The sequence below is a fragment of the Blastococcus sp. TBT05-19 genome (assembly GCF_003319095.1).
Taxonomy (GTDB): domain Bacteria; phylum Actinomycetota; class Actinomycetes; order Mycobacteriales; family Geodermatophilaceae; genus Blastococcus.
Window position 1 is genome coordinate 731,944 of sequence record NZ_QOHI01000001.1, and the last position, 13,762, is coordinate 745,705.

The 13,762-nt window shown below is 75.3% G+C and carries 16 protein-coding genes; 10 read left to right on the top strand and 6 right to left on the bottom strand.

All coding sequences use genetic code 11. The features are described from left to right. Window position 1 precedes the first annotated feature (1 nt). The 4 genes from DQ244_RS03535 to glgA form a co-directional block, all read right to left on the bottom strand. Window positions 2-796, bottom strand: coding sequence for an ABC transporter ATP-binding protein (locus DQ244_RS03535; RefSeq protein WP_113810044.1), 795 nt, complete (start codon window positions 794-796; stop codon window positions 2-4). Then, complete coding sequence (locus DQ244_RS03540; protein WP_113810045.1) at window positions 793-1,893, bottom strand: iron ABC transporter permease; 1,101 nt, start codon at window positions 1,891-1,893, stop codon at window positions 793-795. The genes DQ244_RS03535 and DQ244_RS03540 overlap by 4 nt, the downstream gene beginning before the upstream one ends. 10 nt (window positions 1,894-1,903) lie before the next feature. Beyond that, entirely contained in the window at window positions 1,904-2,878 is a 975-nt protein-coding gene (locus DQ244_RS03545) for an ABC transporter substrate-binding protein (protein WP_199580137.1), read from the bottom strand. 235 nt (window positions 2,879-3,113) lie between these two features. Beyond that, window positions 3,114-4,286: a glycogen synthase gene (gene glgA, locus DQ244_RS03550; RefSeq protein WP_113810046.1), complete on the bottom strand. Its 1,173-nt coding sequence runs from the start codon at window positions 4,284-4,286 to the stop codon at window positions 3,114-3,116. Window positions 4,287-4,434: 148 nt separating this feature from the next. Between glgA and glgC the strand changes: the two genes are divergently transcribed. From glgC to DQ244_RS03565, 3 genes are all read left to right on the top strand, one after another. Continuing rightward, the gene (gene glgC, locus DQ244_RS03555) at window positions 4,435-5,655 is read left to right on the top strand and encodes a glucose-1-phosphate adenylyltransferase (protein ID WP_113810047.1); all 1,221 of its coding nucleotides are present in this window, start codon (window positions 4,435-4,437) and stop codon (window positions 5,653-5,655) included. Between the two features lie 131 nt (window positions 5,656-5,786). Next, window positions 5,787-6,299: a 2'-5' RNA ligase family protein gene (locus tag DQ244_RS03560; RefSeq protein WP_233491212.1), complete on the top strand. Its 513-nt coding sequence runs from the start codon at window positions 5,787-5,789 to the stop codon at window positions 6,297-6,299. Continuing rightward, window positions 6,296-6,742 (top strand): SRPBCC family protein, encoded by a 447-nt coding sequence (locus DQ244_RS03565; RefSeq protein WP_199580139.1) that lies wholly within the window; start codon window positions 6,296-6,298, stop codon window positions 6,740-6,742. The genes DQ244_RS03560 and DQ244_RS03565 overlap by 4 nt, the downstream gene beginning before the upstream one ends. A 4-nt stretch (window positions 6,743-6,746) precedes the next feature. Here the strand turns inward: DQ244_RS03565 and DQ244_RS03570 are convergent, their stop codons facing one another. Continuing rightward, the gene (locus DQ244_RS03570) at window positions 6,747-7,406 is read right to left on the bottom strand and encodes an O-methyltransferase (RefSeq protein ID WP_113810049.1); all 660 of its coding nucleotides are present in this window, start codon (window positions 7,404-7,406) and stop codon (window positions 6,747-6,749) included. A 199-nt stretch (window positions 7,407-7,605) separates the two neighbouring features. Here DQ244_RS03570 and sigE point away from each other — a divergent pair, with 199 nt between their 5' ends. The 4 genes from sigE to DQ244_RS03590 all read left to right on the top strand — a co-directional run bounded on the left by sigE (window position 7,606) and on the right by DQ244_RS03590 (window position 10,755). Further along, window positions 7,606-8,196, top strand: coding sequence for an RNA polymerase sigma factor SigE (sigE, locus tag DQ244_RS03575; protein WP_113810050.1), 591 nt, complete (start codon window positions 7,606-7,608; stop codon window positions 8,194-8,196). After that, complete coding sequence (locus tag DQ244_RS03580; RefSeq protein WP_113810051.1) at window positions 8,193-8,768, top strand: anti-sigma factor; 576 nt, start codon at window positions 8,193-8,195, stop codon at window positions 8,766-8,768. The genes sigE and DQ244_RS03580 overlap by 4 nt, the downstream gene beginning before the upstream one ends. Before the next feature lie 77 nt (window positions 8,769-8,845). Next, window positions 8,846-10,309 (top strand): S1C family serine protease, encoded by a 1,464-nt coding sequence (locus tag DQ244_RS03585; protein ID WP_233491149.1) that lies wholly within the window; start codon window positions 8,846-8,848, stop codon window positions 10,307-10,309. 59 nt (window positions 10,310-10,368) lie between these two features. After that, entirely contained in the window at window positions 10,369-10,755 is a 387-nt protein-coding gene (locus DQ244_RS03590; RefSeq protein WP_113810052.1) for a twin-arginine translocase TatA/TatE family subunit, read from the top strand. Window positions 10,756-10,886: 131 nt separating this feature from the next. On the opposite strand, the gene DQ244_RS03595 is transcribed toward DQ244_RS03590, so the two are convergent. Continuing rightward, window positions 10,887-12,038, bottom strand: coding sequence for an Mrp/NBP35 family ATP-binding protein (locus DQ244_RS03595; RefSeq protein WP_113810053.1), 1,152 nt, complete (start codon window positions 12,036-12,038; stop codon window positions 10,887-10,889). A gap of 155 nt (window positions 12,039-12,193) precedes the next feature. On the opposite strand from DQ244_RS03595, the gene DQ244_RS03600 reads away from it, so the two are divergent. From DQ244_RS03600 to DQ244_RS03610, 3 genes are read left to right on the top strand one after another with little or no spacing between them, the layout of a single operon-like run. Continuing rightward, window positions 12,194-12,883, top strand: coding sequence for an AzlC family ABC transporter permease (locus DQ244_RS03600; protein ID WP_113810054.1), 690 nt, complete (start codon window positions 12,194-12,196; stop codon window positions 12,881-12,883). Next, window positions 12,880-13,191, top strand: coding sequence for an AzlD domain-containing protein (locus DQ244_RS03605; protein WP_113810055.1), 312 nt, complete (start codon window positions 12,880-12,882; stop codon window positions 13,189-13,191). Before DQ244_RS03600 ends, DQ244_RS03605 begins: the two co-directional genes overlap by 4 nt. Then, a complete protein-coding gene (locus DQ244_RS03610) occupies window positions 13,175-13,759 on the top strand; it encodes a hypothetical protein (protein WP_113810056.1) in 585 nt (194 codons plus the stop codon). The genes DQ244_RS03605 and DQ244_RS03610 overlap by 17 nt, the downstream gene beginning before the upstream one ends. The last annotated feature ends 3 nt before the right edge of the window (window positions 13,760-13,762 follow it).

The window sequence follows — 13,762 nt, forward strand, 5'->3', positions numbered from 1 at the left end:
GTCAGCCGGCGGAGCGGACGGGGAGCACGGCCGGGCCCGAGCGGCCCTGGACGACCTCTGCCCGGGCGCCGTAGTGCGCGCTCAGCGCCTCGGGGGTGAGCACCTCGGCGGGCGTGCCCTCCGCGACGATCCGCCCCTCGGAGAGCAGCGCCAGCCGGTCGGCGTACTGACCGGCGAGGGTGAGGTCGTGCAGCGTGCTGACGACGGTGAGCCCGTCCTGGCGGCGGAGCCGGTCGACCAGGTCGAGCACCTGCTGGGCGTGCCCGAGGTCCAGGGACGCCGTGGGTTCGTCGAGCAGCAGGACCCGCGGCTGCTGCGCCAGCGCCCGGGCCAGGACGGCCCGCTGCTGCTCACCGCCGGAGAGGGTCGACAGCAGCCGGTCGGCCAACGGCGAGAGGCCCAGGCGCTCCATGACGTCGGCGACCACCTGCCGGTCGACCCCGCGCGGGGCGGCCAGCAGGGGCCGGTGGGGGGTCCGGCCGAGGGTGACGTAGTCGGCGGTCGTCACGCCCTCGGGCAGGACCGGGATCTGGGGGGCGTAGGCCAGCGAGCGGGCGCGCTCCCGGCGGGGCATGCCGGTCGTCGGGACGCCGTCCACGCGCACCTGGCCCTGGTGGCGGTGGAACCCGAGCACCGAGCGCAGCAGCGTCGACTTGCCCGAGCCGTTGGGGCCGATGACCGCCAGCCAGCCGCCCGGTTCGACGGTCAGCCGGATCGAGTCCAGGACCTGCCGGCGGCCGTAGCCGGTCGACAGCCCGACGACCTCGACCCGCGCGCCGCTGCCGGGCGTGCTCATCGCTGCCGCGCCCCGATCCACAGCAGGCCCGCGAAGAACGGTGCGCCGATGAAGGCGGTGACCACGCCGATCGGCAGCTCGCCGGGGGCGATCACCACGCGCGCCACGACGTCGGTCAGGACGAGGAACGCGCCGCCGATGAGCAGCGAGACCGGCAGCAACCGGGCGTTCGAGCCGCCGACGAAGCGGCGGGCGATGTGCGGCACGACCAGGCCGACGAAGCCGATCAGGCCGCTGACCGCGACCGCCGACGCGGTGGCCAGCGACGCGGCCACGATCACCAGCAGGCGGAGCCGGCCCGGGTGGACCCCGAGCGAGGAGGCCTCGTCGTCGCCCACCGCGAGCACGTCGAGCGCGCGGCCGCAGAGCAGCAGGACCAGGCAGGAGGCGCCGAGGTAGGGGAGCACCACCAGGACGTCGGACCACTGGGCCTTGCCGAGCTGCCCGAGCAGCCAGCCGTAGATCTCGCGCAGGTCGTCGGTGTTCTTCTGCTGCACCAGGGTCTGGCCCGCGGAGAGGAACGCGGCGACGGCGATGCCGGCCAGCAGCAGGGTGGGTCCGTGCGAGCCGCCGGTGACCGCGCCGAGGACCAGCGCGCACCCGACGCCCAGCAGCGCGCCGGCGAACGCGGCCAGCGGCACGATCCCCACGGGCCCGAGGGACTGCACGGGGGAGTAGGCGATCACCAGCGTGGCGCCCAGGCCGGCGCCGGCGGCGGCGCCCAGCAGGTAGGGGTCGGCCAGCGGGTTGCGGAAGACGCCCTGGTACGCGGCGCCCGCGACAGCCAGGCCGGCGCCGACCAGCGCGGCCAGCAGGACGCGGGGCAGCCGCAGCTGCAGCAGCACCGCCTCCTGGGTGCCGCTGAGGCCGCCGGGCACGTCGATGCCCAGCGGCCCCAGGAGGCGGTCGAGCAGGGTGGCGACGACGGCGCCGGGGGCCAGCGGCAGCGCGCCGACCCACACCCCGGCCAGCACGGCGAGCACGAGGGCCAGCCCGCTCCCGGCCAGGACCAGTCCCGGCCGGCGGCGCCCCCGGGGGGTCGCCGGCGCGGGGGCCCCGGGCCGGGAGCGGGTGCCGCTGCCCGCCGTCGCCGTCATCGCCGGTCGCTCAGCCCTGGAGGGACTCGGCGACGGCCTCGGCGAAGTCCGCGATCCGCGGGCCCCAGCGGGAGGCGATGTCGTCGTCGGCCTCCAGCACGCGGCCCTCGGCCACCGCGGGGATCGTGCCGAAGGCGGGGCGCTGCGCGACGGTCGCCGCGGACTGCTCGCAGCACTTCGTGTCGGCCAGCACGATCAGGTCCGGCGCCTCGCCGACGACGTACTCGGGGGAGAGCTGCGGGTACCCGCCGGCGGCCTCGCCGGGCCCGTCGGCGATGTTCTCCAGGCCGAACATCGCGTAGATGCTGCCGACGAACGTGCTGCTGTCCGCGGAGTACAGCTCCGGGCCCAGCTCGTGGTAGACGGTCATGCCCTGCACGTCCTCGGGCACGGACGCGACCGCGTCGGCGATCCGCTCCTGCACCTCGGACACGACCTCGTCGGCCTCCTCGGGGTGGCCGGTCGCCTCGCCGAGGGTCTCGATCTGGGCGTAGGTGTCGTCGACGCTCACCGCGGCCTCGAGCAGCAGGGTGGGCACCGACAGGGCGTCGAGCGCGTCGACGATGCCGTTCTGGTCGTTGCTCAGGACCACCAGGTCCGGCTCGTACCCGGCGATCGCCTCGGCGTTCGGGGTGAAGCCCGACAGGTCGGTGACCGGGGCGTCCTCGGGGAAGTTCGAGTAGTCGTCGACGGCCTCCACCTGGTCGCCGGCGCCGATGGCGAAGAGCATCTCGGTCGCCGACGGCGACAGCGAGACGATCGACCGCGGCTGCTCCTCGAGGGTGATCTCGCCGTTGGAGCCGGTCACCGTGACGGGGAAGGAGGCGGAGCCGGAGGTCTCGGCGGCGCTGTCGCCGCCGGAGTCGCCGCTCCCGCAGGCGGTGACCGACAGGAGGAGGGCGAGCAGGAGGGCCGGCAGCGCGGCGGGGTGGACCCGGCGCGGTTCCCGGGCCGTCGTCCGCGGCCGGGAGGGGAAACGGGGCAAGAAGAGCCTCCAGAGGAGGCGGCAGCGTCGCCCATGGTCTGCCGGCGGCAGGATGCGCGACCCTTACCGCGAGGGTCGGTGACATGCCGCAGGGCAGGCGATCTGGCTGAGCCCGGCGATCCGGGAGGATCGGTGGGCCTTCACAGTTGCGGGACAGCGCCGGGATTGCACCGGACTTCGCTGCCGCTACGGCACCGACCCGGAGGTCGGCCGGGGCGAATCTACCAGCGGCCGGTCAGGACCCGGCCGCGAGCACGGCGGAGTAGACCTCCGTCGTACGCTGCGCGATGGCTGCCCAGCCGAACTCCGACAGCACCCGCTCGCGCCCGGCCGCACCCATGGCGGTGGCGCGCTGCGGGTCGGCGAGCAGCTCGGTCATCCGGGCGGCCAGCCCCGAGGCGAACCCGGCCGGGTCCGCCTCGTCGTAGGGCACGAGCAGCCCGGTCCGGCCGTCGTCCACGACCTCCGGGATGCCGCCGACGGCGCTGGCGACCACGGCGGTGCCGCAGGCGGCCGCCTCCAGGTTCACGATGCCCAGCGGCTCGTAGACCGAGGGGCAGACGAAGACGGTGGCCCCGGTGATCAGCGGCACCAGCTGCTCGCGCGGCAGCATCGCCTCGATCCACACCACGCCCTCGCGGCGGGCCTGCAGGGCGGCGACGGCCTCGGCCACCTGCTGGCGCTCGGCTGGGGTGTCCGCCGCACCGGCGCACAGCACCAGCCCGACGTCGGGGGGCAGCTGCTCAGCGGCGGCCAGCAGGTGCGGCAGCCCCTTCTGCCGGGTGATCCGGCCGACGAACAGCGCGTAGGGCCGGTCGGGGTCGACGCCCAGCCCCCGCACGACCTCGGGAGCGTGCACCGGGCGGTAGGCCTCGGGGTCCACGCCGTTGTGGACGACGTGCACCCGGGCCGGGTCGAGCTCGGGGTAGACGGTGAGGACGTCGGCGCGCATGCCCTCGCTCACCGCGATGACGGCGTCGGCGGCGAGGTAGGCGGTGCGCTCGGTCCACGAGGACAGCCGGTAGCCGCCGCCGAGCTGCTCGGCCTTCCACGGCCGCCGGGGCTCCAGCGAGTGGGCGGTGATGACGTGCGGGACGCCGTGCACGAGCGAGGCCAGCAGGCCGGCGCCGTTGGCGTACCAGGTGTGGGAGTGCACCAGGTCCGCGCCGGCGAGCGCGGCCGCGATCCCGACGTCGGTGCCCCAGGCCTGCAGCGCGCCGTTGGCCTCGCGCAGCTCCGCGGGCACCGGGTGCCCCGTCGCGTCGCCGCGCGGCTCCCCGAAGCAGTGCACGTCCAGCTCCGGTCCCGCGGGCAGCGAGCGCAGCGCCGCCACGAGGTGCTCGACGTGCACCCCCGCGCCGCCGTAGACGGCTGGTGGCCACTCCCGCGTGACGATCCCGATGCGCACGCCGTCATCTAAGAGGACCGCCTCGGCCCCCGCCTCTCGCGGGCTCGCCAGCTCGCTACGGGCCGCTCCCACCCCTCACCAACCCCTGATGGGTGGCCTCCGCGGGCTCGGTGCTGTGGCGGCGGCGGGTAACGGTTACCTTGCGGACATGCGTGGCGGTCCTCGGGTTCTCGGCATCGTCCTCGCCGGTGGCGAGGGCAAGCGGCTTGCGCCGTTGACGGCCGACCGGGCCAAGCCCGCGGTGCCCTTCGGCGGCAACTACCGGCTGATCGACTTCGTGCTGTCCAACCTGGTGAACGCCGACATCCGGCAGATCGCCGTCCTGACGCAGTACAAGAGCCACAGCCTCGACCGGCACATCACCCAGACCTGGCGGATGTCGCAGCTGCTCGGGAACTACATCACCCCGGTGCCGGCCCAGCAGCGCCTCGGCCCGCGCTGGTACACCGGCAGCGCCGACGCGATCTTCCAGAGCCTCAACCTGATCTACGACGAGCGCCCCGAGGTCGTCGTCGTCTTCGGTGCCGACCACGTGTACCGGATGGACCCGGCGCAGATGATCGACCAGCACCTGCGGACCGGCGCCGGCGTCACCATCGCGGGGCTGCGGGTGCCGAGGCGGGAGGCCACCGAGTTCGGCGTCATCGACGCCACGGCCGAGGGCAAGGTCCGCGGGTTCCTGGAGAAGCCGGCGGACCCGCCCGGCCTGCCGGACTCGCCCGAGGAGAGCTTCGCCTCCATGGGCAACTACGTCTTCACCACCGACGCCCTGCTCGAGGCGCTGCGCCGCGACGCGGAGGACCAGGACTCCGTCCACGACATGGGCGGCTCGATCATGCCCATGCTCGCCGAGGCCGGGGAGGCGTGGGTCTACGACTTCTCGACCAACATCGTCCCGGGCGCCACGGAGCGGGACCACGGCTACTGGCGCGACGTCGGGACCATCGACGCCTACTACGACGCGCACATGGACCTGGTGTCGGTCACGCCGGTCTTCAACCTCTACAACGACCGCTGGCCCATCCTCACCCTCCCGCCGCAGCAGCCGCCCGCGAAGTTCGTGCTCGGCGGCCGCGCCGAGGAGTCGATGGTGAGCGCCGGCGCGATCATCGGCGGCGGCTCGGTGCACAACTCGGTCATCTCGCCCGGGGTCCGCGTGGAGCGCGGGGCCCGCGTCGAGGGCAGCGTCGTCATGGACGGCGCCTACATCGGCGAGGGCGCGCACGTGCACCGGGCGATCCTGGACAAGAACGTCGTCGTCCCGGCGGGTGCGCGGATCGGGCTGGACCCCGAGATCGACCGCCAGCGGTACCACGTCAGCGCCGGTGGGGTCACCGTGGTCGGCAAGGGCTTCCGCGCCTTCGCCTGATGCGGCCCCGTCCAGAGGCTCGCCCCGAGCGTGCGAGGGGTGAGGAGGACGGGGTCCTTTCACTCCCCGCCCCTCGCTCCGCTCGGACCGGGGCCCTGCACGAGGGCCGTTCCAGCACGTCGCCCTTGATCGTGACGCTGCTGCTGGAGGCCGACGCTCAGGCGCGGTTCGACCGGCTGCGGGCCGAGCACTTCCCGCCGGAGCGGAACCACCTGGCCGCGCACGTGACGCTGTTCCACGCGCTGCCGGGGGAGCAGGTCGACGCCGTGCGTGCCGACCTCGCCGCCGCCGCGGACCGGGACGCCTTCGACGTCGCCGTCACCGGGCTGCGGTTCCTCGGTCGCGGGGTGGCCTACGCGCTCGAGTCGGCGGAGCTGGCGGCCGTGCGCCGGGGGCTCGCCGCGGGGTGGGAGCCCTGGCTGACGCCGCAGGACCGGCAGCGGCACGCCCCGCACGTGACCGTGCAGAACAAGGTCGACCCCGCGGTGGCCCGGGCCCTGCACGAGCGGCTGCTCGCCGGCTTCACGCCCTGGACGGCGCGCGCCCGCGGGCTGGGGCTGTGGCGCTACCTCGGCGGACCCTGGGCGCCGGTGGGCGACCACCCGTTCCGAGGAGCGGCGACCCCGGACGAGGAGACCCCGTGACGCGTCTGCTCGACGTGCTGACCGAGACGGTGATCCGCCGGCCGCACGAGGTCGTCGCGGCCTTCGCGGGCGACCCGTCCCACGCGCCGGAGTGGTACGTCGACATCGCCTCGGTCGAGTGGCGGACCGCCCCACCGGTCACCGTGGGGTCCCGCATGGACTTCGTGGCCACCTTCCTGGGCCGTCAGCTGGCGTACACCTACGAGGTCGTGGAGCACGTCCCGGGCGAGCGGCTGGTCATGCGGACGGCGCAGGGCCCGTTCCCCATGGAGACCACCTACACCTGGCAGCCGCTCGACGCGGACAGCACCCGCATGACGCTGCGCAACCGTGGCCGGCCCCAGGGCTTCTCCGCCCTGGTGGCGCCCTTCATGGCGGTCGCGGTCCGGCGGGCCAACCGGGCCGACCTCGACCGGCTGCGCCGGCTGCTCGAGGGGGAGTGAGCGGTCAGGCGCGCTTCGTCGCGACGAGCAGACCGCTGCCGATCGGCAGGACGGCGGACAGCAGCGTCTCGTCGTCGCGGACGGTGCGGGCGATCTCGCGGTAGGCCACCGACTGCGGGTCGCGCGCGGTGCGGTCGGCGACCCGGCCACCGGCCAGCAGCCCGTGGCTGGTGAGCGAGCCGCCCACGCGCACCAGCGAGAGCAGCGCGGGCAGGTGCTCGCTGTAGTCACGCGGCGGCCCGGCGCAGCAGACCAGGTCGTAGGCGCCGGGGGAGAGCCGCGGGATCACCTCCGCGGGGGTGCCGAAGATCAGCCGCGCGCGGCTGGCCGGGATCTTCGCCTCGGCCAGCGCCTTGCGGGCGGCACCCAGCTGCTCGGGGTCGCCGTCGAGCGCGGTCAGGACGCCGTCGGGGCGCATGCCGCGCAGCAGCCAGAGGGCGGCGAGGCCGCCTCCGCTGCCGATGGAGACCACCGACCGGGCCCCGGCGGTGGTGGCGAGGACGGCGAGGGTCGCACCGACGGCGGGCTCGACCGGCGGGGTCCCGGAGAGGAAGTGCGCCCGGTGCCGGGCGGCGGCCATCTCCGGGCTCTCCACGGCGAAGCGGTCGGCGTAGGCGGCGCCCGGATCGGTGCCGCTCGGGGGCGGCGGTTCCTGGGCGCTCATCACCGGCCGAGGGTAGTGGCCGGGCGCCCCTGCCCCCGCGCGGCGGCGCTGCCTGTGAGTCTCCTGGGAGTGGCGGTGCCCGGGAACACCGCTGTGCCGGCCGCCCGTTGTCCCGTACGTGCGCGGACAGCGAGAGGTGCCTGCCGGAATCCCCCGAGCCGGGGAGGTCGCGGCGGCTCCTGTCTGCGATCCTGATGACGTGTCCGAGGCCACGCCAGCGCAGCCGGCAGCTCCCGGCGCCGACCCCGAGGGCTGGGTGGCGCCGTCCTGGGAGCAGGTCGTGCGCGACCACTCCGCCCGCGTCTACCGGCTGGCCTACCGGCTGTCGGGCAACGCCCAGGACGCCGAGGACCTCACCCAGGAGACGTTCGTCCGGGTGTTCCGCTCGCTGGCCAGCTACTCGCCGGGCACCTTCGAGGGCTGGTTGCACCGCATCACCACGAACCTCTTCCTCGACATGGTGCGCCGCCGCCAGCGCATCCGGTTCGACGCGCTGCCCGAGGACACCGAGCGGCTCCCCGGCCGCGCGCCCAGCCCGGAGCAGGTCTACGCCGACACCCACCTCGACCCGCAGGTGCAGGCCGCCCTCGACGCGCTGGCGCCGGAGTTCCGCGTCGCCGTCGTCCTGTGCGACATCGAAGGCCTCACCTACGAGGAGATCGCCGCGACCCTCGGGATCAAGCTCGGCACGGTCCGCAGCCGGATCCACCGCGGGCGCGTGCAGCTGCGCCAGGCGCTGGCGCACCTCGCGCCGCGCCGGCCCGCCGTCGCCGGGGAGGTCGGAGCGTGAACATCCCGGAGAGCCACCTCGCCCAGGAGGCCATCACCGCGCTGGTCGACGGCGAGCTGACCGCCGGCCCCGCCGGCCGGGCGGCCCGCCACCTCGCGGGGTGCCTGCAGTGCCGGATGGCCGTCGAGGCCCAGCGCGAGGCGAAGGAGGCCCTGCACGGGTCCGCCGACGTCGCGGTGCCCGGTGATCTGATGTCCCGCCTGTGCGCCATCCCGTTCACCGCCGACGTCCCGGGCGCGGGCTCCGGCCCGGGTGCGATGAGCGCCGGACCGGGTGAGCTGACCCTGACCAGCAGCACCGGGTCCTGGTCGGTGGACCTGGGCGAGCCCGCTCCGCGTCGCGGGCACCTGCGCGCGCGGTGGCTGCGCCGGGGGGTCGCCGGGACGATGGTCGGCCTCGGCGCCGGGGTGACCGCGCTCGTGCTGAACCTGCCGGGCGACGGTCCCCGGGAGCCCATCGGCCGCGCCGCCGACAGCGTGCGGCCGGTGCAGCACTCCGAGGTGGCTCCGCCGGCACTGCGCACGGTCACCGTCGGCACCGCTCCCACCGCTCCGCAGGGCGGCACCCCCTGAGCACGCCGGAGAAGCCGGCGTCGGACGGCGACGACTTCTTCCGGCCCTCGGGCCGGCCGGGCCCGTTCGACCGGACGGTGCAGCGGCTCGAGCCCCGCCCCGTTCGCGCACCGCAGGCCAGCCCCGCGCAGGCCTCGGCCTTCGGCCGGCCCGACCAGGTCGACGGCAGCTTCTCCGGCGACCGCCCGCCGCTGCCGGAGCGCCCCGTGCCGCCGCCCCCGCCCGAGGCACTGCTGCGCGCCTTCGGCCCGCCCACCCCCGGGAGCGGTGGTCTGCAGGAGCCGCCGTCCGGCCGTCCCGGCCGCCGTCGCACGTCCAGCGGTCCCTGGTGGAAGGCCGACGCCCGCACCGACCCGTGGCGCGACCCCGCGGCACCGGCGGGTCTGGGTGCGCCCGCCGTCTACGCCGAGGACGAGCAGCCCGGCCCCGTCGTCGTCGACGCCAAGGGGCGGCGCAAGGTCCGGCTGCGCGACCTCTCCGTCCGGCTGACGACGCTCGCCGTCCTCGCGCTGCTCCTCGTCGGGATCGTGGCCGGCGGCGTCGGCTGGTACCTGACCCGGACCGCCGACGAGAGCCCGCTCTACGCGCCCGGGACCACGCTGTCGCAGGTCGACCCCGGCATCACCCGGGAGCCGGGATCGGTGTCCGACATCGCCGACGCCGTCATCCCCGCGGTCGTCTCCATCGAGGTGCGGGTCGGGCAGGCCGGCGCCACCGGCTCCGGCGTGGTCATCGACGGCGGGAACGGCTACATCGTCACGAACAACCACGTCATCTCCGGCGCCGACGACGTCGAGGGCGCCGAGATCCGCGCCGTCTTCTCCGACGGCAGCGGGTCGGCCGCCCGGATCGTCGGCCGCGACCCGGCCAGCGACATCGCCGTCATCAAGGTGGAGAAGCCGGGCCTGGTCACCGCCTCGCTCGGCCGGTCCGACGACGTCGTCGTCGGCGACCCGGTCGTCGCCATCGGCTCGCCGCTCGGGCTGGCGGGCACGGTGACCAGCGGCATCGTGAGCGCGCTGGACCGGCCGGTCCGCCTCTCCGGCGAGGGCACCGACACCAACGCGGTGATCAGCGCCGTCCAGACCGATGCGCCGATCAACCCGGGCAACTCCGGTGGTGCGCTCGTCGACGCCTCCGGAGCGCTGGTCGGCATCAACACCGCGATCGCCTCGACCGGGGCCGGTGGCTCCATCGGCCTGGGCTTCGCCATCCCGATCGACACGGTCAAGCGGATCACCGAGCAGCTGATCTCGACCGGCTCGGCGGTGCACGCGGCACTGGGCGTCAACGCCCGCTCGGTCACCGACGGCGCCCGGGACGGGGCCCTGGTGCTCAACGTGGAGCCCGGCAGCGCCGCGGCCCGCGCCGGCATCCGCGAGGAGGACATCATCATCGCCGTCGGCGACACCCCGGTCGGGAGCTCCGAGGAGCTGGTGGTGGCGGTCGACGCCTACGCGCCGGGCGAGGAGGTCACCGTCGAGTTCGTCCGCGGCGGTGGGGACTCGCAGACGGTGCAGGCCACGCTCGACCCCGCCTGACCCACCTGGCGTTCACCGGGGCGACCTAGGCTGAGGCTTCGCGGAAGAGGGAGGGCGGGATGTTCGACTCGATCGGCTGGGGCGAGATCATCGTCCTCGCGCTCGCCGCGCTCTTCATCTTCGGTCCCGACCGGCTGCCGCACTTGGCCAAGGACGCCGCGGCAGGTCTGAAGAAGGTCCGCTCGGCGATCACCGGCGTGCGCGAGCAGATGCACGACTCGATGGGCGACGACTTCTCCGAGCTGCGCGACCTCGACCTGCGCAAGTACCACCCGCGCACGTTCATCCGCGACCAGCTGCTCTCGGACGACGGCCCGATCGTCCACCGGGGCAGCGCCACCGGTTCCGCCGGGCTCGCCGCGGCCGCCGGGACGGTCGCCGCGGCCGAGGCGGCACGTCCGCGCGACCGCAGCACCCCGCCGCCGTTCGACGTCGACGCGACCTGATCCGGCGCCGCTCCGAGGCGATGTCCGTGCTCTGGCGGTCCTGCAGGTCCCGCTGAGCGCGAGTTCGACCCGCAGAGCGACGAAAGAGGCCGGCCCCCGCGCGGGGACCGGCCTCTTCGTGCGTTGCGGAGCTACTTCCGGACGGGGGTGAGCCCGAGCGACATGCCCTGCAGGCCGCGCTGGCGGACGGCGAGCCCGTCGGCGATCTTCTCCAGCGCCTTGGCGGCCGGGGTCTCCGGGTCGGCGAGCACGATCGGGGCACCGGCGTCGCCGGCCTCCCGCAGCCGCGTGTCGAGCGGGATCTGGCCCAGCAGCGGCACCCGGGCACCGAGGGTGCGGGTGAGCGCGTCGGACACGGCCTCGCCACCGCCGGAGCCGAAGACCTCCATGCGGGAGCCGTCGGGCAGCTCGAGCCAGCTCATGTTCTCGATGACGCCGACCACCTGCTGGTGGGTCTGGGTCGCGATCGCGCCGGCCCGCTCCGCCACCTCGGCGGCGGCCAGCTGCGGCGTGGTGACGACGAGGATCTCGGCGTTGGGCAGCAGCTGCGCGATGGAGATGGCGACGTCGCCGGTGCCCGGGGGCAGGTCGAGCAGCAGGACGTCGAGGTCGCCCCACCACACGTCGGCGAGGAACTGCTGCAGCGCGCGGTGCAGCATCGGCCCGCGCCACACGACAGGGGTGTTGCCCGGGGTGAACATGCCGATCGAGATGACCTTCACGCCCATCGACTGCGGCGGCATGATCATGTTGTCGACCTGGGTGGGCTTGTCGTCGACCCCCAGCATCCGCGGCACCGAGTGGCCGTAGATGTCGGCGTCCACGACGCCGACCGACAGCCCGCGCTTGGCCAGCGCCGCGGCCAGGTTCACCGTGACGCTGGACTTGCCGACGCCGCCCTTGCCCGAGGCGACCGCGTACACGCGGGTCAGCGAACCGGGCTGGGCGAACGGGATGACCGGGTCGGCGGCGTCGGTGCCGCGGACGGTCTTGCGGAGCTCCGCGCGCTGCTCGTCGTTCATGACGTCGAGGCCGACCTGGACGGCGGTGACGCCGGGGACGGCGCCCACGGCCGCGGTGACGCGGTTGGTGATCGTCTCGCGCATCGGGCAGCCGGCGACGGTCAGGTAGACCTCGACCCGGACGGCACCGTCGGCGCCGATCTGGACGTCCTTGACCATGCCCAGCTCGGTGAGCGGGCGGTTGATCTCCGGGTCCTGGACGGTGGCCAGAGCTGCGGTGATGGCGTCGAGCGCCGGAGAACCGGTCAGCGTGTCGGACATGCGGTGTCTGTCTCCTTCGGCGGGGGGACCCGGGCCGGAGCCGCGCACGGCGACCAGCGCACTCAGGTCGACTGCCACTGTACGGCGGGTCGCACGCAGGGCCGTCCGCCGGAGGGTGATCTACCGCGCACGGACGGGGTCCTAGGGTCGACGCCGTGCCCGCCGACCGTTCCCGCACCGTGCGCGACTCGGTCGGGCTGGGGCTCGCCGTCGGTCTGTACGGCGTGGCGTTCGGCGCCTCGGCCGACGCCGCGGGCCTGGACGCCTGGCAGGCGATGGTGCTCTCGGCGCTGATGTTCACCGGCGCCTCGCAGTTCGCGCTGGTCGGGGTGCTGGGCGCGGGCGGCAGCCCGGCCGCGGCCGTGGGCAGCGCGCTGCTGCTCGGCACCCGCAACACCGTCTACGGGGTCCGGATGGCGCCGCTGCTCGCGCCGCGCGGCCTGCTCCGGCGGGCCGGTGCGGCGCACTGGGTGATCGACGAGACGACGGCGATGGCCGTGGCCGCACCCGACCGGGAGACGGGCCGGCTGGCGTTCTGGGCCACCGGCGCGAGCATCTACCTCGGCTGGAACCTGATGACCCTGGTCGGCGTGCTGGGGGCCTCGGGGCTGGGCGGGACCGCCGAGGCGGCGCTGGACTCCGTCGTCCCGGCGGCCTTCCTGGCCCTCCTGTGGCCCCGCCTGCGGGCGGGGTTCGCCGAGCACGCGGTGCAGCGGCGGGTGGCGGTCGGGGGCGCGGTGGTGGCCGTGGTGCTGACGCCGTTCGTGCCGCCGGGGGTGCAGGTGATCGCGGCCGCGGTGGCGGTCGCGCTGGCCGGGCGGCCGCGGCGGGAGGTGCCGGCGTGAGCGGCGTCTGGATCGCCGTCGTCGTCGCGTCGCTGGGGTGCTACGCGCTCAAGCTGGCGGGGCTCTCGGTCCCCGCGGGGTGGGTCGAGCAGCCCTGGGTGGCGCGGGTCGTCGACTTCGTGCCGGCCGCGCTGCTCGCCGCGCTGGTCGCCGTCCAGGCGGTCACCAGCGGCAACGAGCTGGTCGTGGACGGCCGGTTGGCCGGGCTCGCCGTCGCGGCGCTGGCGCTGGCGCTGCGGGCCCCGTTCATCGTCGTCCTGGTGCTGGCCGGGGCGGCGGGCGCGCTGGTCCATGTCCTCATGGGCTGAGCAGCGCCGGCTGCTGCCGGGGGCGGCCGCCGGTGCGCTGGCCGGGGTCGCGGCGAAGGCGGCCGACGAGTCCGGCTGGCGGTGGGCCGCGGATCTGGGCAGCTACCCGGCCGCCTGGGTGCTGGTCGTCGCGCTGATCGGGCACCTCGCGCCGTCGCTGCCGGCGGCCGCGATGCGGGCAGGGACCTTCTTCGCCGCCATGACGCTGGCCTACTACGCCTGGGCCGCGGTGGTCCTCGGCTTCGGCTGGAACCGGCTCCTCCCGATCTGGCTCGCGCTGTCCGCGACGGCGGTCGCCGCCGTGGCTGCCGCCGTCCGCTGGGCCGCCGGCCGGAGCACCGCGGGCGCAGCGGTGTGGGCGCTGGCCGCCGGCATCGTGCTGGCCGGAGGAGCGGTGAGCGACGCCGGGGAGCACCCGGTCCAGGCGGCGGTCGACGTCGTGGTCGCCGCCGTCCTGGTGCTGGTCCTGCCCGACGGCACCGCGGCACGGGGCCGGGCCTGCCTGCTCCTGGCGCCGGTGACGGTGCTCGCCGGTGGGGGGCTGGCGCTGCTCCAGCAGCTGCTGTGAGCG